Origin of the sequence: Polynucleobacter aenigmaticus (assembly GCF_002206635.1) — a bacterium.
Lineage (GTDB): Bacteria > Pseudomonadota > Gammaproteobacteria > Burkholderiales > Burkholderiaceae > Polynucleobacter > Polynucleobacter aenigmaticus.
The window spans coordinates 1-22,489 of record NZ_NGUO01000019.1 but is presented as its reverse complement, the minus strand read 5'-3'; the positions used below and the strand labels follow the sequence as shown (position 1 = coordinate 22,489).

Below are 22,489 nucleotides of genomic sequence, written 5' to 3'. Positions count from 1 at the left end.
GGCTGTTTGTATTTGGCTGTGCAGGCTGATGGATGTGATGGTTGCCGGCGGCGCGGAATCCACTATATCTGCTTTAGGTGTTGGCGGCTTTGCTTCGGCTCGTGCGCTATCCACTCGCAATGATGACCCTGCAACTGCTTCACGCCCATGGGACAGGGACCGCGATGGTTTCGTTCTGGGTGAGGGTGCTGGCGTTGTCGTTCTTGAGGAATATGAGCACGCTAAAGCCCGTGGCGCAAAAATCTACTGTGAGCTCTTAGGCTTTGGCATGAGTGGTGATGCGTATCACATGACTGCACCTAATATGGATGGCCCACGTCGTTGCATGCTCAATGCCATGCGCGATGCCGGCTTGAATGCTGACCAGATTGACTACATTAATGCGCACGGTACTTCAACACCTTTGGGTGATAAGAATGAAACTGCCGCCATTAAGGCCGCTCTTGGCGATCACGCTAAGAAGACCTTGATCAACTCCACTAAGTCGATGACTGGTCACCTTTTGGGTGGCGCTGGTGGCCTGGAGTCTGTCTTTACAATTTTGGCTTTGCATAACCAGAAATCCCCACCAACAATCAACATCTTCAATCAAGATCCCGAGTGCGATTTGGACTACTGCGCTAATACTGCTCGCGATGTGAAGATTGACCATGCCGTCAAAAACAACTTTGGCTTTGGGGGTACTAACGGTACCTTGATTTTTGGCAAACTGACTTAATATTCTCAATAGGTTATTTCCTTTCCTTAATTATTGGTTTTTACCAAGCAGGTCTATAGCATCATGAAAAAGTATCTTATTGCCTTCTTAGCTATATTTAGCTTGGGGCAAGTTGCATTTATTCCTACTGCATTCGCGCAAACTCCGCGCGTATCTATCCCTGATTTTGCGGATCTGGTTGAGCGTGCTAGCCCTGCGGTGGTGAATATCCGCACAACTGAAAAAGTGATGCAGCAGCAGGCTCAGGGCGGCATTCCGGGGATGCCTGAGGATCAAGCTGAGTTCTTCCGTAGATTCTTTGGGGTGCCTATCCCTGGGCTTCCTAGTGGCCCAAAGCAAGCGCAACCAAACCCCGGTAAACCACAAGAGGCTGATCGTGGCGTAGGCTCGGGCTTCATCATTGATTCCAATGGTTTGATTCTGACGAATGCCCACGTTGTGGAGGGCGCAAATACGATCTATGTAACCTTGACTGATAAGCGTGAGTACAAGGCTAAATTATTGGGTATGGATAAGCGCACCGATGTGGCGGTTGTCAAAATTGATGCGCGTGATTTACCTAAGCTCCCCCTAGGCGATTCTTCTAGAGTGAGGGTGGGTGAGTGGGTGTTGGCGATCGGTTCCCCATTCGGACTGGAAAACACTGTGACCGCAGGGATTGTGTCCGCCAAGAGCCGTGACACTGGTGACTACTTGCCGTTTATTCAGACTGACGTGGCGGTGAATCCGGGAAACTCTGGCGGCCCATTATTAAATACCGCGGGACAAGCCATTGGCATTAACTCCCAAATATTTAGTCGCTCTGGTGGATATATGGGTATCTCTTTTGCGATTCCGATTGATGAGGCGATGCGCGTTGCAGATCAGTTGCGTACCAATGGAAAAATGACGCGTGGTCGTATTGGCGTCGCTTTAGGTGAAATGACCAAAGAGATTGCCGAAAGCTTAGGTCTTGGCAAACCTCGTGGTGCTTATGTTCGCAATGTTGAGCCAGGCGGCCCAGCTGCCACAGGTGGCATTGAGTCCGGCGACGTGATTCTTAGCTTTAATGGCCGAGATATTGGCAAATCTACTGATCTGCCAAGAGCGGTTGGAGAGACTAAACCGGGCACTAGCGCAAATGTGCAGGTTTGGCGCAAGGGGGCCATTAAGGACTTGATGGTTTCTGTAGTGGATACAGAGGCTGGTCAAGTTGCTGTGAAGAAGGCTGATGGCTCTAATTCAAGTGGGGCAAATGCCAATTCCCTTGGGGTGGCCGTTTCCGAGCTTTCAGATAGCAAGAAAAAGGAACTGAATATCCGTAATGGTGTTGAGGTTACTGGCTTAGGTGATGGCCCATTGGCGCGTGCAGGGGTGCGTCCAGGCGATGTGATCATTCGGATAGCAGATGCTGATATCACGGGGATAAAGCAGTTTGAGAGCCTTGTTAAGGGCTTGGATGCCAATAAGTCAGTCCCGATTTTCATTCGTCGAGCCGACAGCACCATGATTATCCCTATTAGGCCAAAATAAGCAGAAATCCTGCTTTTTGATGTAAAAAAACGGGTTGGGCGCCAATTTGGCGTGACCCATTACAATCACTTTAAGACGACTTTTTGCAGCGCATCATCGTGGTGCGTTCTGACAAGGCGTTTTTTGAAGACCAAATAAGACGCTATGGATTTAATCCGCAATTTTTCTATCATCGCCCATATCGATCACGGCAAATCAACGCTTGCTGATCGCATTATTCAATTGTGTGGCGGTCTCTCTGATCGTGAAATGGAAGCTCAGGTTCTCGACTCAATGGATATTGAGCGTGAGCGTGGCATCACCATTAAAGCGCAAACTGCTGCACTGTCTTATAAAGCCAAAGATGGCAAGACTTACCACATCAATCTGATTGACACGCCTGGACACGTTGACTTCTCATATGAGGTTAGTCGCTCCTTGTCAGCATGCGAAGGTGCATTGCTAGTCGTAGATGCGAGTCAGGGCGTTGAGGCGCAGACCGTTGCCAACTGTTACATGGCCTTAGAGTTGGGTGTTGAGGTTGTGCCAGTTCTTAACAAGATTGATTTGCCTCAAGCTGATCCTGAGCGTGCTAAACAAGAAATTGAAGATGTGATTGGTATTGATGCCTCTGCTGCAGTGACATGCTCAGCTAAAACAGGCTTGGGTGTTGCGGAAGTGATCGAGGAAATGATTGCTCGTGTGCCGCCACCAAAAGGCAGCGCGGCTGATCCATTGCAGGCCTTGATAATTGACTCATGGTTTGATAACTATGTTGGTGTGGTCATGTTGGTGCGTGTCGTTAATGGCACCTTAAAGCCCAAAGAAAAAATTACTCTAATGGCGAATGGTTCAAGCCATCTAGTCGAGCATGTGGGCGTGTTTAGCCCGAAATCTGTAGATCGTCCAGAGTTATCTGCTGGTCAAGTTGGCTTTGTGATTGCTGGTATTAAAGAATTAAAAGCTGCCAAGGTAGGTGATACGGTTACCCATACCCCTGGACAACAAGGTCGAATTCCCGCTACTAAACCACTTCCTGGTTTTAAAGAGGTCAAGCCTCAAGTCTTTGCCGGCCTGTATCCAGTAGAGGCTAGTGAATACGATCAGCTACGCGAATCTTTGGAGAAGCTTCAATTAAATGATGCCTCACTCTTGTATGAGCCGGAGGTATCACAGGCCCTTGGTTTTGGATTCCGCTGCGGCTTCCTTGGATTGCTCCACATGGAGATTGTGCAAGAGCGTTTAGAACGTCAGTACGATATGAATCTCATTACTACCGCTCCAACGGTGGTGTACCAGGTAGAGCAGTCTGATGGCTCCATCTTGTCGGTAGATAACCCATCTAAGATGCCAGAGGCTAGCAAGATCAATACGATTCTTGAGCCGATTGTGACGGTTAATCTATATATGCCGCAAGAGTATGTCGGCGCGATTATTACCTTGTGCGTCGGTAAGCGTGGCATTCAGATGGATATGAATTATCTTGGACGCCAAGTTAAGCTCACCTATGAGTTGCCGATGGCGGAGATTGTGTTGGATTTCTTTGACAAAATGAAATCCATCTCACGCGGCTATGCATCCATGGATTACGAGTTCAAAGAGTATCGTCCAGCCGATGTGGTGAAGGTCGACATCCTGATTAACGGCGAGCGGGTTGATGCACTCTCGGTGATCGTACACAGAAGTAATAGTCAGCATCGCGGGCGCGAAGTCGTCGCTAAAATGCGCGGGATTATTCCGCGCCAAATGTTTGATGTGGCGATTCAGGCGGCGATTGGTAGCAACATTGTTGCTCGTGAAAACGTCAAAGCATTACGTAAAAATGTATTGGCCAAGTGTTACGGTGGCGATATCTCCCGTAAGCGTAAGTTATTAGAGAAGCAAAAAGAAGGTAAGAAACGCATGAAGCAGGTGGGTAATGTGGAGATTCCGCAAGAAGCTTTCTTGGCGATTTTGCAGGTGGATGGCTAATGAATTTCGCACTCATTCTTTTTATCTTGGTAGTGGTATCTGGCATTGCTTGGATTGCTGACCGATACTATTTCGCTCCTCAAAGACGCATTGCTGGTATCGACCGCATGCCTTTGTGGCTGGAATATACGGCAGGCTTCTTCCCGGTGATTTGCGCCGTATTTGTATTGCGCTCTTTTATTGTGGAGCCCTTCAAAATTCCATCGGGATCGATGATTCCTACCTTGCAGATCGGTGACTTTATTTTGGTAAATAAGTTCACCTACGGTATTCGCTTGCCAGTCATCAATCAAAAGGTAGTTGAGTTAGGCTCTCCCAAGCGTGGCGACGTAGTAGTGTTCCGCTACCCACGTGATGAGTCAGTTGATTACATCAAGCGCATTGTGGCTTTGCCAGGCGATACGATTACCTATCAGGATAAGCGTTTAAGCATCAATGGTCAGCCCTTGCAGTACAGTGGCGGTGAGTCTTACCTCGACCCAGAAAACATGCGCTATGCCAAACGTTTTGCAGAATCCTTTCCTGCCGATCTTGGTGGTAATAGGCACGAGATTCTGAATGATCCTGATCGTCCTGCGGGCAATTTCCCAGCAGAGCGTTTCCCTGGGTTTGAAAGCTGCCAATATCAAAATGCCGGACTCACCTGTACAGTGCCAGCGGGCCACTACTTTGCCATGGGCGATAACCGCGATAACAGCGCAGATTCTCGTTACTGGGGATTCGTACCAGATAAAAATATCGTAGGTAAAGCTTTCTTTGTTTGGCTGAACCTTGGAAATCTTGGTCGTATTGGCGGATTCGAATAAGGTCATGAACGCCCGCGCTACGATCGAAACTGCACCGCTACAAGCGCAACTTGGTTACACGTTCAAGAAGCTAGATCTACTCAATCAAGCGCTCACGCATCGCAGTCACAGCAAGAAGAATAATGAGCGCTTAGAGTTTTTGGGTGACTCCATTCTCAATTGCGTAGTTGCTGAAATGCTTTATGAGCGTTACTCCGATTTAGATGAGGGTGATCTTTCTCGTGTCCGCGCGAACTTAGTGAAACAACAGGCTTTATATGAGATTGCACAAACATTGTCTTTGTCGGACTACCTTCGCTTAGGTGAAGGCGAGCTCAAGAGCGGGGGATTTCGTCGCCCATCGATTTTGGCCGATACCCTTGAGGCAGTTACTGGTGCGATCTTTTTGGACGGTGGATTTGATGCTGCTAAAACCTGCCTGCGCAAACTCTATTCCATCATCTTGGCTCACGTTGATCCAAAGACTTTAGGTAAGGACGATAAGACTCTGCTGCAAGAGTGCTTGCAAAGCTATCAATTACCATTGCCCACTTATAACGTCACGGGTACTAGCGGCGCTGCTCACAACCAGCAATTTGAGGTTGAGTGCTTGATACCCAGTCTGAAGGTTGCTGTTAAGGGTGAGGGCGCTTCTCGACGTGCAGCTGAACAAGCGGCGGCGAAGCTGGCTTTGATCGCTGCACAAAAAGCCTTGCCGCAAGAGTTGGGTAAACCTAAAAAGACTCGGTCAGCCAAAAAGAAAGCAGCAAAAAAAGTGGCAACCGAAGAGCAATTAAATCTTAAGCTGAAGGGTTAATCATGTTTAGATGCGGCACTATCGCCATTGTCGGGCGTCCCAATATGGGCAAATCGACTTTATTGAACGCTTTGGTTGGTCAGAAGATCAGCATTACCTCTCGCAAGGCGCAAACAACGCGTCACCGTATTTTGGGTATTCAGAATCGCGAAGAGACGCAGTTCATCTTCATTGATACACCAGGTTTTCAGACTCGATTGATGAATACCCTCAACAAAGCCTTAAACCGTACGGTAACCACGGCATTGCAAGATGTGAATGTAGCTTGCTTTGTGGTTGAGGCAGGATACTTTGGGGAGGATGATAAGAAGGTTCTTCGCCTACTTCCGAATGATTTACCAGTTGTACTGGTATTGAACAAATTAGACTTATTTAATAGTCGCTTTCAGACTCCATCTGAGCGTGATCAGGCTTTACTCAATTTCATGAAAGACATGAGCCAGCCCTGGAGTGATTTGGGCGGCCATGAAGATCAGGGTAAATGTGAATTTACTGAGATCGTGCCAATGAGTGCGAAAAGCCCTGGGGATGTACAGAGACTCCTTGATGTTCTAGAAGGCTATCTACCTGAAGCCCCACCGGTATACGATGGCGATACGCTGACGGATCGCAGTGAGCGTTTTCTGGCTGCTGAGATCTTGCGTGAGAAGGTCTTCCGCTTTACTGGTGAAGAATTGCCATACACCAGCACAGTGGTGATTGATCAATTCAAGATGGATGGCAAGATGCGTCGTATTGCAGCGACGATTTTGGTGGACCGCGATAGCCATAAGGCGATGATTATTGGCGCCAAGGGCGAACGCCTCAAGAAGATCTCTACTGATGCCCGGATTGATATGGAAAAGCTCTTTGACGGTAAAGTTTTTTTAGAGACTTGGGTCAAGGTCAAGCGCGGCTGGGCCGATGATCGTGCTGAGTTACGGGCGCAAGGTCTAGAGTAAATCACTATGGCCTTGATTCGTGTTGCTGACGAACCTGCTTTTGTATTGCACAGCATTCCCTATAAGGAAACTAGCTTAATTTTGGATGTCTTTACGCGGCAATATGGTCGCATGGCTTTAATCGCTAAGGGTGCTAAGCGTCCGCACTCAGTATTACGACCTGTTCTGCAGCGCTTCCAGCCTCTGCTGGTTTCTTGGAGTGGCAAATCCGAGTTACGTACTTTGACGAAGTCGGAGTGGGTGGGCGGCACTCCATCCTTAGTTGGGGATGCCTTACTTTGCGGGTTTTATCTTAACGAGTTGCTTGTCAAGTTTCTAGCTCGTGAAGATGATTATGAAAAACTTTACGACCACTACACCGACACAATCTCCGCTTTATCCAACCTCGAATTTGAATCCAAAGGCTTAGAAGAAATTCTACGTCCTTTTGAGCTCACCCTGCTGCAAGAGACGGGTTATGCTGCAGCCCTAGATCGCTGCGTAGAAACCGATAGCGCCCCCATCTCAGAAGAGCGATACGTATATCAGCCGGAGCGCGGTGTCAGGCCTGCACAAGGCGATGACCCAGGCCACTGGCCAGTCTTAAGTGGTCGATCCCTCTTGGCAATCGCGGCAGGAGATTTTTCTGCCTCCGAGACGCTTTCTGAGAGCAAGCAATTGATGCGTTTCTTGCTTGGATTGCACCTTCAGGATCAAGTACTGACAACTCGCCAGATTTTGATTGATCTGAAAAAAATCTAGTAAGCTACTTTAATGAATACCCAACCAAAACTTGAGCTTGGCATCAATATTGATCATGTGGCCACTTTGCGCAATGCGCGTGGGACTATTTACCCTGATCCTTTGAAGGCTGCTCGTTTGGCTGAAGAGGCTGGCGCTGATCTCATTACTTTACATTTGCGTGAAGATCGTCGTCATATCAAAGATGCTGATTTACTAGCATTGCGCCCTTTGATTCAGACTCGCATGAATCTAGAGTGTGCCGTTACTCCCGAAATGATAAACATCGCCTGCAAGGTTAAGCCACACGATGTGTGTCTTGTTCCTGAAAAGCGTGAGGAAGTGACTACTGAGGGCGGCTTAGATGTAGTCGGTCATTTTGATGCGGTGAAAGCGGCTACTACCCAGTTAAAAAATGTGGGTATTCGGGTATCTTTATTTATCGACCCAGAAGAAAAGCAAATTCAGGCGGCTAAGGATGTGGGTGCTACGGTAGTGGAGTTGCATACTGGTCGCTACGCAGATCTTGAGGGCGATCAACAAATACAAGAGCTAGAGCGCATCAGAAAAGCTGCCCAGTTTGGAGTGAGCATTGGCTTGAGGGTCAATGCGGGACACGGGTTACATGAGGGTAATGTAAAGTCTGTTGCTGCGATTGCAGAGCTCTCCGAGCTGAATATTGGCCATGCCATCGTTGCCGAGGCCCTATTTAAAGGTTGGCAAAAAGCCATTACGGATATGAAATCCTTGATGATTCAAGGCAGAGCTCATTCTTAAAAGACTAAAGAACACATGATCATCGGCATTGGCACTGACATTTTGCAGATTGAGCGACTACAAGCCGCTTACGATCGCACGAATGGTCGGTTGGCTGAAAAAATCCTTGGGCCTGATGAGATGCTGGTCTTTAAGCAGCGCCTTGCTAGAAATCACAAGCGAGGCATTGCCTTTCTGGCAACTAGATTTGCGGCAAAAGAAGCTTTCTCTAAAGCAATTGGCTTGGGAATGAGGATGCCAATGACTTGGCGCTCCCTGCAGACACTCAATGAGCCTAGTGGTAAACCAGTCACATCCTATTTGGGTGCGCTTGCCCAATTTATGCAGGAAAGAAATTGGGACGCGCAGGTCACTGTGAGTGATGAGCAAGATATGGCCATTGCGCATGTCATCGTCGTTCAAAAATAATTCGTATATTAGAAGTCAGCAAACAAGTAAAGAGGAATACATGAGTAAGTCGACTATGAAGCCAGGCCCAGTAACTTTAGATGTTGTTGGCCTTGAGTTAAACGCGGAAGATCGTCGTCGCATTCTGCATCCCCTCACTGGTGGGGTGATTTTATTTGGTAGAAATTTTTCCAATCGCAAGCAGCTGACTAAATTGACTGCAGAAATTAAAAAACTGCGATCGGATGTTTTGATTTCGATTGACCATGAAGGCGGTCGAGTGCAGCGCTGTAGAACTGATGGCTTTACTCATTTGCCTGCAATGCGTAAGCTCGGTGAGCTTTGGGGGGCAAAAACTAAATCAACTCATACTGCTGAATCAGCTGCTGTAGCGATGGCAGTAGCTACTGCTTGCGGATACATTCTCGCTGCAGAGCTTCGCGCCTGTGGCGTGGACTTTAGCTTTACGCCAGTCCTGGATTTAGATTTTGGTCGTAGCGGCGTGATTGGTGATCGTGCATTTAGTCGTGATCCGCAGATTACTTTTGCGTTGGCTAAGAGTTTGAATGAAGGCTTACGCCTGGCGGGTATGGCTAACTGCGGCAAGCACTTTCCAGGGCATGGTTGGGCTGAGGCGGATTCTCACGTGGCAATTCCGGTGGATGAGCGCCCTTTGAAGCAAATTCTGAATACCGATGCTAAGCCTTATGAGTGGCTAGATCTGAGCTTGACAGCGGTCATGCCAGCGCATGTGATTTATCCCAAGGTAGATAAAAATCCAGCAGGATTTTCTAAGGTTTGGTTGCATTCCATCTTGCGTCAAGAGTTGGGCTTTGAGGGCGTGATCTTTAGTGATGACCTTTCGATGGAGGGTGCCAGTGTTGCGGGGTCAGTAGTGAAGGGTGCGGATATGGCGCTTGATGCAGGATGTGATGCAGTGTTACTTTGTAATCGCCCAGATCTAGCAGATCAATTACTCAGTCAGCTGAAAGTTTCTAAAGCAAAACAAGCAGAATCTGCCAAGCGTTTAAATCGTTTAATGCCGACTGCAGCAGCCCCTTCTTGGGAAGAGTTGCAGACTGAAGCGCAATATCAGCATGCTAAGGGCTTGCTCCAGCAGTTAAAGTTAATTGCGTAAATTTGCAATAGTTTCAAATAGAAAGTATTCGTCAATAAAAAAGCCCGGCATGCCGGGCTTTTACTGGTCGAGCGAGCTAATTAGTTAGCGCGGCTGCGATATTCACCGGTACGAGTATCAATCTCGATCTTGTCGCCAGTGTTGCAGAACAAGGGAACTTGCAATTCATAGCCGGTAGCTAATTTTGCAGTCTTCAATACTTTGCCTGAGCTGGTATCACCTTTAACTGCTGGCTCTGTGTAAATGATTTCACGAACCAAAGAGTTCGGCATTGCAACAGAGAGAGCTTTACCTTCGTAGAACACCACTTCGCATGGCATGCTTTCTTCGAGGTAATGCAACGCATCACCCATGAATTCCGCTTCGACTTCATATTGGTTGTATTCGGTATCCATGAACACATACATTGGATCTGCAAAGTAAGAGTAAGTGCAATCTTTCTTATCCAAGATCACCACATCAAACTTGTCATCTGCTTTGAATACGCCTTCGTTGGGCGCACCAGATAACAAGTTCTTAAATTTCATTTTCACAACAGAGGAGTTACGGCCTGAGCGACTATATTCTGCTTTTAAAATGACCATGGCATCAGTGCCGATCATTACTACGTTACCAACGCGGACTTCTTGTGCTGTTTTCATCTTGCCGTTCCTGGGTGCAGAGCTGATTTTCTGCGGTTTTTATCAAAAACAAGATTGTAACCGCCCGTAGGCTTATTTTGCTGAAGATCAGGCTACAAAGCCCATTAGACGGGCAGCTAGGCCGCCATCAGCCTGATTTTTCAGTAAATCAGCACGCCAAGCCTTGGAATGAGCGCTCCAAGCATCTATCGACTGAATCCATTGACTAGGCATTGCCCAGGTCATGGCAGCGATGACGGCGTGTTTCAGTTCTTGTGATGTATCTTCAAGATAGAGGTCTAAAAATGCGGCTAGTTTGACCTCGTGCGCGTGATCCTTCTGAGGGTAAATATGCCAAATAAAGGGTTTACCTGCTAATTGCGCTCTGACGAATGAGTCTTCGCCGCGAATAATATTGAAGTCACATTGCGACAGAATCCAATCATATTCATCTTGAGAAACAAAGGGAATGGAGATGAGCTGAATAGATGCGGGCAGAGTAATTGTTTGAGTGGGGTAGCCAGAGCTGAACTGGAGTTGCTCAAGCTGGCCATGCGTCAGAACAATGTCGAAGTTCTCGCTAAGTCTCCCTAGATCCTCCAGCCATTTTAAGAGTGGGGCGCCTGGATAGCAAAAGACGCTGATGCGTTTTGTATTGGGGCGCAATAGTTTCCAGCTTGTTTTTAAGCTTGCTGGAATATTAGTGGGGCTGACGAAAGGTTCTGAGGGCACTGGGTCAATTAAGAGGCCGCCTGCATTTGCCTGAAAGCCTGGGAAGAAAAAGTATTTCGGAATGCCATGGGCTTGCGGTGAGGGTTTCCCATGAAACTCTGCTATCCAAGGCTCAGCGCTCAAGTACTCCAAATTAATAATGACGGGTTTTTTGGGGGCAATGAGCAGGCCTGCAAGGTAGCGCTCAGGGAGATCACACCCAAAGGCTTCAATCACAACATCGGGTGTTTCTACTGGATGACGGCTATTGTGATGGCTTGCCTCCCAGGTTTGGATATCGATGCGGCGCTTGATTTCTGGATCAACCCCAGAAGCGAGTAAATTGAGGGTTGGCAGGTCATCGCAAAAAATACGCACCTCTTGGCCGTGAAGACTTGTTAAGCTTCGCGCTAGACGCCAGCAAACACCAGCATCACCATAGTTATCTACGATTTGACAGAAAATATCCCAACGCATGAGCAATTCGCTTTTTGAAACCCTTCAGCAGGATGTTAAACGGCTACCCGGATTGCCGGGGGTATATCGCTTCTTTGATGGGGCGGGACATATCCTGTATGTCGGTAAAGCGCGCAACCTCAAAAAGCGGGTGTCTAGTTACTTTCAGCGGACTCAGCTTTCACCACGGATAGAGCTGATGGTGGGAAAAATTGCCCGCTACGAAACAACAGTAACACGCTCAGAAACTGAAGCCTTAATTCTAGAGAACAATCTGATTAAGGAGTTGGCTCCTCCATTCAATATTCTCTTTCGAGATGATAAGTCCTATCCCTATGTGATGTTAACCGGTCATCAGTTTCCGAGGCTGGCCTCGTATCGTGGAAAAATTGACAAGCGTAACCATTACTTTGGCCCGTTTCCCAATTCATGGGCGGTACGTAATAGTGTGCAGATTTTACAAAAAGTATTCCGCCTGAGAACCTGCGAAGACTCAGTCTTTAAGAATCGAAGTCGGCCATGTTTACTGCATCAAATCCATCGCTGCAGTGCGCCCTGCGTAGGGCGACTCAGCATAGATCAATATGGGCAAGATGTGGCGCAAGCGACTCGCTTTTTGGAGGGCGACCATAGTCGCGTACTGTCTGAGCTAGAAAAGAAAATGCATGCTTACAGTGATGCCATGGAGTTTGAGATGGCAGCCGTCCTAAGGGATCGTATTGCTGACCTCTCTAGCGTCTTACAGCAACAATCCATGGATACCGTTGCCGATGGTGAGGGTGATGTGGATGTCATCGCTGTGGCCCAAATGGAGGGCGTGGTGTGCGTCAATTTGGCAATGATCCGTGGTGGACGTCATCTCGGTGATCGCGCTTACTTCCCCAAAGGTTTACGCTCCACTGCTGGCGAGCTCCCTCCGCCCGCGGAAATTCTCGAAGCATTTATTGCTCAGCACTATCTTGAAGATAAGTCGAGTGACGGGGAAGCAACTACCAATTTGATTCCGCCGGTACTAATTCTGAATCATCCCCTGCGAAAGCTGGTTGACGACATTGCAGCATCAGCAGAAATGACTGAAGATACTTCTGAGCAATCAGCTCCAGAAGGTTTACACGATTTGCTGAATGCCCAGGCTGGTAAGCGCATCACCTTCCTTCATCAACCTCAAGGGCAAAGAAGGCATTGGCTGGCAATGGCTGAAGGTAATGCCAAAATTGCAATTGCAAAGCGCTTAGTGGAGACCGGCGGCCAGCTAGCAAGAGCACGAGCTTTGGCTGATATCTTAGCTCTTGAATTAGAAAGTCTTGAGCAACTGCGCATCGAATGTTTTGACATTAGCCATACCTCTGGCGAGGCAACCCAAGCTTCCTGCGTGGTCTATTCAAAAAATGCCATGCAGCCAAGTGAATATCGTCGCTTCAACATTAACGATATCACTCCAGGTGATGATTACGCAGCTATGCGTCAGGTTCTTCAACGGCGTTACGCTAACTTCCAAGAGTTGCCAGTTGAAAAGATGCCTCAGCTGATTTTGATTGACGGTGGTAAAGGTCAAGTGGAAATGGCAAGGCAAGTGCTTTCTGAATTTGGTATGGATATTAGCCTCATTGTTGGTGTTGCGAAGGGGGAGGGGCGTAAGGTCGGCTTGGAGACCTTGATCTTTGCAGACGGTCGCAAGTCACTTGAGCTAGGTATTGATAGCGCAGCTCTGCTACTAGTAGCTCAGATCCGTGATGAAGCACATCGCTTTGCGATCACGGGTATGCGGGCAAAACGGGCAAAAGCCAGAACGGTTTCTCAATTAGAGGAAATTGAGGGAATTGGAGCAAAACGCCGTCAAAAATTGCTTGCCCGCTTTGGTGGCTTGCGTGGCGTTGCTAATGCCACTATTGAAGAGATCTCGAGTGTGGAGGGGATTTCTACTACATTGGCTGAACAAATCTACCGGCAGCTCCATTGATTTCCAAGTGCACCCACATTGGTTTATGCTTGAGCCATGCCTTTTAATCTACCCATTGCTCTGACCTGGTTGCGTGTAGCTGCCATCCCACTAGTGGTCGTAGTGTTTTATTTGCCAAACAGCTGGATCTCTCCATTTGATAAGAACCTCACGGCTACCGTGATCTTTGTTTTTGCTGCAGTCACGGATTGGCTGGATGGATTCTTGGCCCGCCGCATGAAACAGGAGTCTGCATTTGGGCAATTCTTAGACCCGGTTGCCGATAAGTTGATTGTTGCTGCTGCATTGTTAGTCTTACTCAATATGGATCGCGTTCAGGTTTGGGTTGCCTTAATCATTATCGGACGTGAAATTACCATCTCTGCATTGAGAGAGTGGATGGCTCTCTTGGGGGCTGGTAAAAGTGTTGCTGTTCATATGGTTGGTAAGCTAAAAACAACTGCACAACTAGTTGCGATCCCATTTTTATTGTTAAACGACACCTTATTTGGATGGTTGAACTGCGCTCAAGTAGGCACCTGGTTAATCTGGATTGCATCCTTTTTGACCCTTTGGTCGATGTTTTATTACATGCAGAAGGCCTTGCCGCAGTTAGTAGATAAAGCCAAATAAAGACCGTAGATCCTTTTAATATAAGGGTTTAAGTCAACTGTACCTTGCCCCAGTTTTGAGTATCACCAACAAATAATGCCTTCTCTTAAATTGTTTGTTAAACTACTGCCCTGTTACGCGGGAATAGCTCAGCTGGTAGAGCGATACCTTGCCAAGGTATAGGTCGGGAGTTCGAACCTCCTTTCCCGCTCCAAGTTCGATGGGAAGCCCTAAAAAGCTTCCCATTTTTGATTCAAGCATATGGCGCGTTGGCCGAGTGGTTAGGCAGGAGCCTGCAAAGCTTCGTACGGGGGTTCGATTCCCTCACGCGCCTCCATGAGTAATCTTATGGAGGCTGATGAGCAATGTGCGCATATCTCTTCACTTCACCTGCTAAGCTCATTTCAAGTTATTGAAATCAACGAGATAGTTCAGGGCAAAAAATACGTTATCGCCATTACAAGGGCTTTTCTGTTGTAAAGCTCTACTCATCTCTAGCGGACTTAGTGGCTTTGCAGCAAATACTTGGTCTGGTTGAGTTTGCTCAAACAATTCATAAATAAAGCCAGTGGCAGCATATCCCGCACAATTGCTAACAGCGCTTAAATATAGATCTCGTTCAGCGCTCATGAGTTTATTCGTGCCACTACCATCTTGAATCCAAAAATGAATGCGGGATTGTGCCTGCATATTTTCGAGCATTGCCGCATAACGCTCTGGCGACATATTGCCTGCAAAGAAGCTTGAAATATAGACCGGAATAGGAAGCACTTTTTGTAGGTCATCGACTTGACGCACCAAGTACTTCGTTAGCTCCTTGCGCGCTGAAATTTCTCTCCATTGACGATCATCTACCTCGAGAGGCAAATACCATCCAGAAATAGAATTCGTTGGTAGAGTTTTGGCCCATTTGCTAGCTAGATCCACGTTCACTTGATTTACTTTTCTAAAGTAGCTTCCCACAATCGAAGGTGGCTGCTTTAAACGTGTAAACATGTCTGGATCTCCATCCAGCCCTACGATTAGCTTTAGGTCTGCACGTGAGGCATCCATCAGTCGATCTTTTAACCATGCTCGGTTTTCAGGAGAAGTAAATACCTCTCCAAAGCTCGTCCACTGAATGACTATGGTATTAAAACCTCTATCCTTTGCCGTAGAAAAAATCTTAGCCCACCGCTCTGTAGGAACCGCAAGGTCAGACTGTTGGGGTTGGAAGAAAATTCCCCTAATACCTTCCGCATGGGCAGTAAGGGTAAGGAGGCAAAACAGAATCGCAAACAGAGCGCGCATTACCAGCGTCCCCCTAGGGTTACAAAGATGGCACTTTTATCATTTAGATATGTTTTAAAAGCGTATTGGTATTCCAGTCCAATCATAACTTTACTGGGATAGGCATTGTATTTGCTTTGCCCTTGCCAAATGTTCCATCTAGCTCCAATCCCAAGACGTTCATCGAGCCCATTTGCTTGGTTTAAGCTACTCCATTGTATGTGGGCGTAAGGTTCGATCGTTTGCCCCTCTTCAATTTTCTGGTGATAGCTCATTCGATAATCCATTACCAAAGAGGTAACGGATGAAGATACGTAATGGGCTGCATCTAAATATAAGTTTTGCGCTATCCAACCTGTGCCATTGGGATGCCAGTCATCACTATAAATTCCTGAATTCAATAATGAGGCGCTAGCTCGAAGCATCAATGAGGTTTGAGTAAATTGACCTCGATCTAAAGGCGTTTGTTCCTCGACCGCTAAATTAAGTACATAGTCTGATAACGGTTTCCATCTTAAGCCACCCGCAATCATTGGGGCATAAATGGGGACGGGTGAATTATTTAAACCTCCACCTGCAAAAATTCGGGTGTAGGCGGAAAGTGATTTTCCATTATCAATTGCAGGATTCCCTAATCGGTAGGCTGCCTCTGCCTGAGAATAGCTGCGGTAATTCGTGCCAGGCTGCCCGATGTTAGGGGCCGCAGTAACTTGATTGCCACTCATGGCATCAGCAGTAAATGACCAGCGACGTTCTAAATCCTCATGCATTCTTCTCATACCAAACTGCTGGCTTTTAATATCAGGAGTGATTTCTGACGGACTATATCGATCGAAGCTATCGATAGCTTCCTCTGCGTATTTAACTGCTTGCGTATTCTGGCCCAACTTTTGATTGGTATATGCCAACTGCTTAACCAGTTCTTCATCATCGGGGCGTGTTTTTAAAGAGGCAGACAAATAGTATTGAGCGCGTTGATATTTTCCTTGTCGGTAATAAGCATAACCAAGAGCAGCCTGTGTCACGCTGTCAGATGGGTTTAATAACAGCGCTTTATTTAAGTATGCAATCGCTTCGGTCAATTTCCCCTCTGTCATTAATAGAGATGCAATCTGTGAGTAATATGTAACAGAGGGTTTAATGGATGCCGCTTTTGATAAGTCTATAAGGGCTGCTTGTGGGTCTGATGTTAGTTTTGTTTGCGCTAGCAGCCACCAATAGCGATCATCTTTTGCCCCATCTGTTTGCTCATAAGCTAGCAACCATTTTTTCAATTCCTTTGTGTCACCAAGCGCTTGAGCAGTCGTAGCTGCGCTTAAGATGTCGGGGGGAGTCATCGCGTCTAGGGGGATGGAGTTCCAGGCAGTTAAGGCTCGCAAATAACTCTTCGTGTAAAAGGATTGGTACGCCACGGCCCTTTCCCTTTCTGGGTTTGGTGCAAGCTCTTCAGCCCGCTCAAAGGCTAGTACACCTAAACCGGGTAGTCTATCGCCATAGCAGTTCCCCAAACGACTCCAGTCATCGGGTGTATAAAAAGCTGAATAGTCACCCAGTACCTGACGGATAGCTGGGCAATCATTTAAGGCGGATAATAATTTGACCTGAAGTGATCGTAGTTCTGGACGATCCAAAGGAACACTTAGCTTTGCCAAGTAGGGGGTAGCAATAGCATCACCGTGGTTTTTCAGCAGTAAAATTAAGCGATTAATTAATTCAACGCGTTGAGGGTAACTCGCCTGCTTAAATGGATAAGCGTCCAATAGCAAATCAATAGCTTGATGTTCGCCATTTTCATTTACCAATTGATAGCTTAAGTGGTCTAAAAAAATAGGGTTCAATTTAATCGAGTTCGGGAGATTCAAGAGGTATGTATCGGCCTCTGATTGCCGCCCTTCGTTGAGTAATCTTTGTAGTATTTTCTCGGATTGATATATTCTATTTGAATCAAACTCTGGTTGATAACTTAGAAGTAATTCAGGTTGCTTTGCAAAATCCGTTAGCAGCAGATCGATCCAATTTCTTTCCTCAAAAGCGTTATCAAATCGCACTTTTTTATCTTTTAAGTCTGCTAAAAACTGGGCTGGATCCTCTTCTTGAAGAGTTTTTAAGCGATTACTCTCTACATTAGCCAGTTCCTGATTTACAACCTTGAGCTTTTCCTGAGCAATGACATTATTTTCATTAATCTTTAATTCTTCTTTTAGCGAATCTGCAGCGGCTAAATAATCTCTCTCCAGGATAAGGGTGTTGGACAGCCTTTTTAAGATTTGCTGATTCTTTGGGGTAAATGCAAGCTGTTGCTCAAGCACCTCTTTGGCTTTGGCATAGTCATCTTCTTTGATGTAAGCATTTGCAAGATACAAGGCAGTTAAAGGGCTTTGAGGAGCTCTTTTTCGGGCCCATGAAAATTCCTCAATAGCCCTTTGGTTGTTCCCCTCATCTAAGGCGCTCAAGCCCTTTTCAATACGGGGGTAAATTAGAAATTTCTGATATGAATTAATCCCAGGCCCCAAGTCGATTTTTTCTGGCTTCTGTGCATAAGCATTTAGCGAAAACGCAATAATGAAAAGCATTATTAAGATCTTCATTTAGGTGCCTTGCAGCCGAATTTCAGACTCAACCAACTTTCTTATATCAGGCTGAAGATGGCGCTGAAGTTCAAGTGCCTTTTGCAACGTCTCTTTACTAATGATATTTTTATCTACTAAAAAGTCGCCAAGATATAACTTGGTGACTGAGTGCTGTAAAAGAAGCGCCCTTAATGCAGCCTCGTTGATATGGCCCAATGAAACCAATATCTCAGCGAGCAATATCTGTCTAGACACATAAAACTTCCAGATTTCTTCAGACTGATTTGAATTGATCTTTCCGGTAGAGACAGCTTCGTCTAGTGTCTTGTGAGGATCATCTGCTCGTAGATGGGTATACCATTTCCTTAGTCCGATAGTGACCTGACCTTTTGGTGCAATGACATAACGTATTTGACAACCCACTTTCCTGCTAATCGCTGCAATGGAAATAGGGTCTAGCGCGGACTCGCTAGCAAACACTAAAAAACTCTTTTCCCGTCTAATTGGCAAAATTGCGTATTGCAAAGCGATGGAGGCGGAAACGCTATTGATTAGATCCTCTGAAATAGCATAAGCATCAATTGACTCAGCGGGCACGCCAGCTTGGATTGATAGCGCATCAGCTAACTCAGTAGAGGTCAAGATTCCCTCATGCACAAGGGCACTGCCTATTTTTATACCATTTTTTTTGTGGACTAAAACTGAATCCAACTGCTCTTGTGTAATTACTTTCCGCCCAATCAGAATATGCCCCAACTTTTTACGCTCTTTATTCTCAAGGCCAATAGTTGGAAAGTCGTGAGTCGTCTTATCCCAGGCAATACGACGAACATCCCCATGCTGCATGACTTGTTTCACCGCCTTCCAATTGGCCATGAAATTAATATAGTTTCCCCAAAATAAGCGTGGAATGGACATCAGACCTTCTTTGAGGCCGTAATAGGAGGAAACGAAAAATATTCGTTGTGCAATTCGATTCATCATCAAAAAGAAATTGAGCCACAAGAATCCCATCAACCATTCACTCGACTCAAAAATAGATAGAAAATGGTACGCTCCGGGCCATAAATTTTGGTAAAGCCAAAGCAGAATCAATTGAATTAAAATGATTGTTGCAATAAAACTAATAAAGTTTGTAATTGCTCCTTTGCGGTCCCGCCAAAGGAAATAGTTCAAGATGGGGCTTGCAGTCCAGTGATGTGTTTGATATCCCTGAAACACAATCCCTGTAATCCAGCGTGATTTTTGTCTAATCGCAGTGGCTAACGTATCTGGGAAATACTCTCGCACGCAAATAACATTTGAGTCTCGAATACTTTGACCCCTCAATAGTTTTTTTCTTGCCTCGTTAGAGTCATCAAATATCACGGGAAAACGAACAAACACTTCTTTCAAGCCTTTAGCTTTTAGGCGAAATCCGATGTCATAGTCTTCGGTCAAGCTCTGCGCATCAAATGCAATGCCATCACCATCTTCTAATAAAGCCAAGACCGCTTTTCGACTAAAGCAAGTTCCGACGCCAGCGCTAGGAACCTGGCCAGATAGAGCCTCTCGAACCACAACATCCTTGCCGTGCAGTTCTGCAAACTCATCCAAATAATGCATGGAGGTGAAATTCATCCACCCCTTTTCAAAGGGGTACACCGGAATTTGAATAAGATCATTCTTTGGAAGCAGATAATTAAACAGGCGTAACTCTAGAGGTGAAACGACATCTTCGGAATCATGCAGGATAAATCCAGAGAACTCTAGGCTGGCCTTCAACTCAAATTGCAATATTGCGTCCAGCACATTATTTAGGCAGTCCGCTTTACTGGTAGGGCCTGGTCTTGCGCATACAACTTTATGCACATTAGGAAAAACGGCACAGACCTTGTCTACATCTAATTGAGTCTCTGGGTCGTTGGGATAGGTGCCAACAAAAATATGGTAATTTTCATAATCCAGCGTGATGGCTGCTAACTCAGCCATTTTTCCAATGACGCCCGTTTCGTGCCATGCGGGAACCATAATGGCAAGCGGCTTCTCTGGAATGGATAGTAGGGCAGAGTACTGCATTTTTGGATGTCGTCGATAAATGGTGATTGATCGAATAAAACGACGAACCCAGTACACAATATCGATGAACAAATCATCAATACTACTAATAGAGATCATGATTGCAATTGTTATTGCAATATATTTGAGTATAAAAAGAAGGCTCGCTACAACATCAATCAGATACATGGCTAGTGACTTAACTGGCTCTTGAGAACCTCACTAATGCGCTCACTGGCGTGCCCATCTCCAAAGGGGTTGCTGCTGGGCTTCATTGATTCATATAGCCCAGCATCTTTCCATAAGGCGTTGACCTCATCGATTATTGCAGCTCCACTGGTGCCAATAATCTTGGCGCATCCAGCGTGAACTGCCTCAGGCCTTTCTGTTTCCTTTCTCAGGACTAATACAGGTACATGAAAGGTGGGGGCCTCCTCCTGTATTCCGCCTGAGTCAGTCAAGATAAGCCATGCATTGGCAATGGCTTGCTGCATTTCAAGATATCCAAATGGGCGGGTTAAGGTGACATTAGCCAGACCCCCCAGAATTGGATCCACCGATTTTTGAACGATCGGGTTGAGGTGCACCGGAAATATGACTTTTAAGTCTGCATGGGTTTTGGCTAGACTGGCAATTGCCATGCAAGCCTCCTCAATATCGCTACCCCAATTTTCTCGTCGATGCATAGTTACTAATATATTTCGACCAGAAGTTATTGCTTTGTGGATGTTATATTTTTTAATAACCCACTTTTGAGCATCCACTACAGTATTGCCCGTGACATAAATATTTTTTACAGGGATTGCCTCTTTAATTAACGCATTCTTTCCACCTTCAGTTGGTGGAAAATGAAAATAGGTTATGCGAGAAAGCATCTGCCTGAGACCTTCTTCTGGGAATGGTCTAGTTAGATCGTATGTTCTAAGGCCTGCCTCTACATGGGCAATAGGGATGCGTTGATAAAAGGCAGATAACCCTCCAAGGAACGCGCTTTCGGTATCACCCTGAACAATTACGGCGCTCCATGTATTTGATTCCATCACCACATCCAGTTGCTGTCGACAGCCTATGCTGAATTCAGATAAGGAACTTCCTGCTCTACTTAAAACAATATCGGGGGTGATATCGAAGCAGGCCAAAATTTGCTCTGCCATTTCTTGATGTTGGCCAGTATGGAGCCACTGAACTTCGCACCAAGTTTGCGTTCGTAGAAAATGATAGATGGGTGCCAGTTTAATAATCTCTGGACGGGTCCCACACACAATCAGAATTTTTGGTTTGGTTAACAAATGAAAGCCTTAAAAAATGAAGGATGCAACTTTTTAAGCGCACCTAAATTTTTAAGTTAATTTTTATTGCATATTAGTTACGATTGTTATAATTTTTGTGTACAAAGTAAATGGTGGTTTGCTACTACTTTTAAGTGCTATATTTAGCGACTGTGGCAAATTCAGCTCCCCCAACTTTGATTTTGGTTTCATTTGCTTGACGGAATGGACTACTGCCATAAAATGCTACTATTTAGTTCTTGGGCGAAAACAATGACCGCATTTCAACTTTTTAGGCGTACTGCAGTTATTACACTGACCTTGCTATTGGCTGCATGCGCCTCCTCTGGCGACTCTCCTACTGGTACGCCGAGCGAAGTCCAAGAAATTCAATCTCAACTTTTGGGCGATATGCCATTGCCTGCGGCATCCAAGATCATTGGTTCTGATTCATTAATCATTGGTCGCGGTGACAACTGGGTTGGGCGCGTTGTTTTATCTGGCGTGCAAACACCAACTGATATCTATGCGTTCTTTCAGGCAGAATATCCAAAAGCTGGCTGGACCACTATTAGTGCAGTGAAATCAAAAACCAGTATTTTGGTATTCACTAAAGGTGATCGCACTTCAACAGTGGAAGTAAATGAAGGTTCATTTGGCGGACCCAAAACTATCATCACGATTACCGCTTCACCGAAGAATGCGAATGTGGTTGCGCCAACTAAGAAATAAAAATAGCCTTATCAGCTAAATATGATTGCTGAATTGTTTACAAGTCAGCAATAAAAAAGGCCTCTATAAATGAACTGCACCACAAAAGTTGGACACCCCTCCAACCCACTAAGGTGCAGTTTTCATGTCCAAATACAGCAAAGAGTTCAAATTAGCCGTTATTAACCACTACCTATCAACTAGGGACGGATTTAGATCAACGGCAACCCTCTACGAGGTCAACCCTGCCTTTATAAAAAAATGGGTTTATGCCTTCAAGATACATGGGCAAAGTAGCTTGATTCAAGGCCATAAAACCTACACGGACATCTTTAAACATTCTGTTTTGCAATATATGGCCGAGCACCAGCTCTCCATTAACCAGACTGCCGCCCACTTTAATATCGCCTCTCCTGCCACCCTTGGGAGATGGCAAAAACTCTACAATGAAGGTGGTCTTGCAGCCTTGCAAGCTAAGCCTAAAGGACGAGCTCCCATGCCCAAACCTTCAAACCGTTCACCCCAACCAATAAGCCAGTGACTCAGATGAC

The 22,489-nt window shown here is 46.1% G+C and carries 20 protein-coding genes and 2 tRNA genes; 16 read left to right on the top strand and 6 right to left on the bottom strand.

Features of this window, described 5'->3' with window-relative positions; genetic code table 11:
- From CBI30_RS10130 to nagZ, 10 genes are all read left to right on the top strand, one after another.
- Positions 1-718: beta-ketoacyl-ACP synthase II (locus CBI30_RS10130; protein WP_143744387.1), on the top strand; the 718-nt coding region annotated here is incomplete at its 5' end.
- Positions 719-781: 63 nt separating this feature from the next.
- A complete protein-coding gene (locus CBI30_RS10125) occupies positions 782-2,230 on the top strand; it encodes a DegQ family serine endoprotease (RefSeq protein WP_088528181.1) in 1,449 nt (482 codons plus the stop codon).
- Between the two features lie 144 nt (positions 2,231-2,374).
- Complete coding sequence (lepA, locus tag CBI30_RS10120) at positions 2,375-4,180, top strand: translation elongation factor 4 (RefSeq protein ID WP_088528180.1); 1,806 nt, start codon at positions 2,375-2,377, stop codon at positions 4,178-4,180.
- Positions 4,180-4,986 carry a signal peptidase I gene (lepB, locus tag CBI30_RS10115; RefSeq protein ID WP_088528179.1) on the top strand — a complete coding sequence of 269 codons (807 nt, stop codon included), beginning with the start codon at positions 4,180-4,182 and terminating at the stop codon, positions 4,984-4,986. Before lepA ends, lepB begins: the two co-directional genes overlap by 1 nt.
- A gap of 4 nt (positions 4,987-4,990) precedes the next feature.
- Complete coding sequence (gene rnc / locus CBI30_RS10110) at positions 4,991-5,782, top strand: ribonuclease III (RefSeq protein ID WP_088528178.1); 792 nt, start codon at positions 4,991-4,993, stop codon at positions 5,780-5,782.
- 2 nt (positions 5,783-5,784) lie between these two features.
- A complete protein-coding gene (gene era / locus CBI30_RS10105) occupies positions 5,785-6,723 on the top strand; it encodes a GTPase Era (protein ID WP_088528177.1) in 939 nt (312 codons plus the stop codon).
- Between the two features lie 6 nt (positions 6,724-6,729).
- Positions 6,730-7,464, top strand: a complete 735-nt coding sequence (gene recO, locus CBI30_RS10100) for a DNA repair protein RecO (protein ID WP_088528176.1) — start codon at positions 6,730-6,732, stop codon at positions 7,462-7,464.
- A gap of 12 nt (positions 7,465-7,476) precedes the next feature.
- On the top strand, positions 7,477-8,220 hold the full coding sequence (pdxJ, locus tag CBI30_RS10095) for a pyridoxine 5'-phosphate synthase (RefSeq protein WP_088528175.1): 744 nt from the start codon (positions 7,477-7,479) through the stop codon (positions 8,218-8,220).
- A gap of 15 nt (positions 8,221-8,235) precedes the next feature.
- On the top strand, positions 8,236-8,628 hold the full coding sequence (gene acpS, locus CBI30_RS10090) for a holo-ACP synthase (RefSeq protein ID WP_088528174.1): 393 nt from the start codon (positions 8,236-8,238) through the stop codon (positions 8,626-8,628).
- Between the two features lie 40 nt (positions 8,629-8,668).
- Positions 8,669-9,745: a beta-N-acetylhexosaminidase gene (nagZ, locus tag CBI30_RS10085; protein ID WP_088528173.1), complete on the top strand. Its 1,077-nt coding sequence runs from the start codon at positions 8,669-8,671 to the stop codon at positions 9,743-9,745.
- Positions 9,746-9,825: 80 nt separating this feature from the next.
- On the opposite strand, the gene efp is transcribed toward nagZ, so the two are convergent.
- Complete coding sequence (gene efp, locus CBI30_RS10080) at positions 9,826-10,386, bottom strand: elongation factor P (protein WP_088528172.1); 561 nt, start codon at positions 10,384-10,386, stop codon at positions 9,826-9,828.
- A gap of 87 nt (positions 10,387-10,473) precedes the next feature.
- Entirely contained in the window at positions 10,474-11,553 is a 1,080-nt protein-coding gene (gene earP / locus CBI30_RS10075; RefSeq protein ID WP_088528171.1) for an elongation factor P maturation arginine rhamnosyltransferase EarP, read from the bottom strand.
- On the opposite strand from earP, the gene uvrC reads away from it, so the two are divergent.
- The 4 genes from uvrC (at position 11,552) to CBI30_RS10055 (ending at position 14,420) form a co-directional block, all read left to right on the top strand.
- Positions 11,552-13,492, top strand: a complete 1,941-nt coding sequence (gene uvrC, locus CBI30_RS10070; RefSeq protein WP_088528170.1) for an excinuclease ABC subunit UvrC — start codon at positions 11,552-11,554, stop codon at positions 13,490-13,492. The two genes, earP and uvrC, sit on opposite strands and share 2 nt — an antisense overlap.
- Before the next feature lie 36 nt (positions 13,493-13,528).
- Positions 13,529-14,104 carry a CDP-diacylglycerol--glycerol-3-phosphate 3-phosphatidyltransferase gene (gene pgsA, locus CBI30_RS10065; RefSeq protein WP_088528169.1) on the top strand — a complete coding sequence of 192 codons (576 nt, stop codon included), beginning with the start codon at positions 13,529-13,531 and terminating at the stop codon, positions 14,102-14,104.
- Between the two features lie 117 nt (positions 14,105-14,221).
- Positions 14,222-14,297, top strand: a tRNA-Gly gene (locus CBI30_RS10060).
- A gap of 49 nt (positions 14,298-14,346) precedes the next feature.
- Positions 14,347-14,420 (top strand) — tRNA-Cys (locus tag CBI30_RS10055).
- 62 nt (positions 14,421-14,482) lie between these two features.
- Here CBI30_RS10055 and CBI30_RS10050 read toward each other — a convergent pair.
- The 4 genes from CBI30_RS10050 to wecB are packed head-to-tail and all read right to left on the bottom strand — an operon-like array spanning position 14,483 to position 21,248.
- Positions 14,483-15,373, bottom strand: coding sequence for a DUF4434 domain-containing protein (locus CBI30_RS10050; protein WP_088528168.1), 891 nt, complete (start codon positions 15,371-15,373; stop codon positions 14,483-14,485).
- Entirely contained in the window at positions 15,373-17,925 is a 2,553-nt protein-coding gene (locus tag CBI30_RS10045; protein ID WP_240553571.1) for an NfrA family protein, read from the bottom strand. The genes CBI30_RS10050 and CBI30_RS10045 overlap by 1 nt, the downstream gene beginning before the upstream one ends.
- Before the next feature lie 15 nt (positions 17,926-17,940).
- On the bottom strand, positions 17,941-20,148 hold the full coding sequence (locus tag CBI30_RS10040; RefSeq protein ID WP_088528166.1) for a glycosyl transferase family protein: 2,208 nt from the start codon (positions 20,146-20,148) through the stop codon (positions 17,941-17,943).
- Between the two features lie 2 nt (positions 20,149-20,150).
- Entirely contained in the window at positions 20,151-21,248 is a 1,098-nt protein-coding gene (gene wecB / locus CBI30_RS10035) for a non-hydrolyzing UDP-N-acetylglucosamine 2-epimerase (protein ID WP_088528165.1), read from the bottom strand.
- 252 nt (positions 21,249-21,500) lie between these two features.
- Between wecB and CBI30_RS10030 the strand changes: the two genes are divergently transcribed.
- Together CBI30_RS10030 and CBI30_RS10025 are read left to right on the top strand one after the other, a co-directional pair.
- Positions 21,501-21,959 carry a hypothetical protein gene (locus CBI30_RS10030; RefSeq protein ID WP_088528182.1) on the top strand — a complete coding sequence of 153 codons (459 nt, stop codon included), beginning with the start codon at positions 21,501-21,503 and terminating at the stop codon, positions 21,957-21,959.
- A 124-nt stretch (positions 21,960-22,083) separates the two neighbouring features.
- Entirely contained in the window at positions 22,084-22,479 is a 396-nt protein-coding gene (locus CBI30_RS10025; protein WP_088528164.1) for a helix-turn-helix domain-containing protein, read from the top strand.
- Positions 22,480-22,489: the final 10 nt, after the last annotated feature.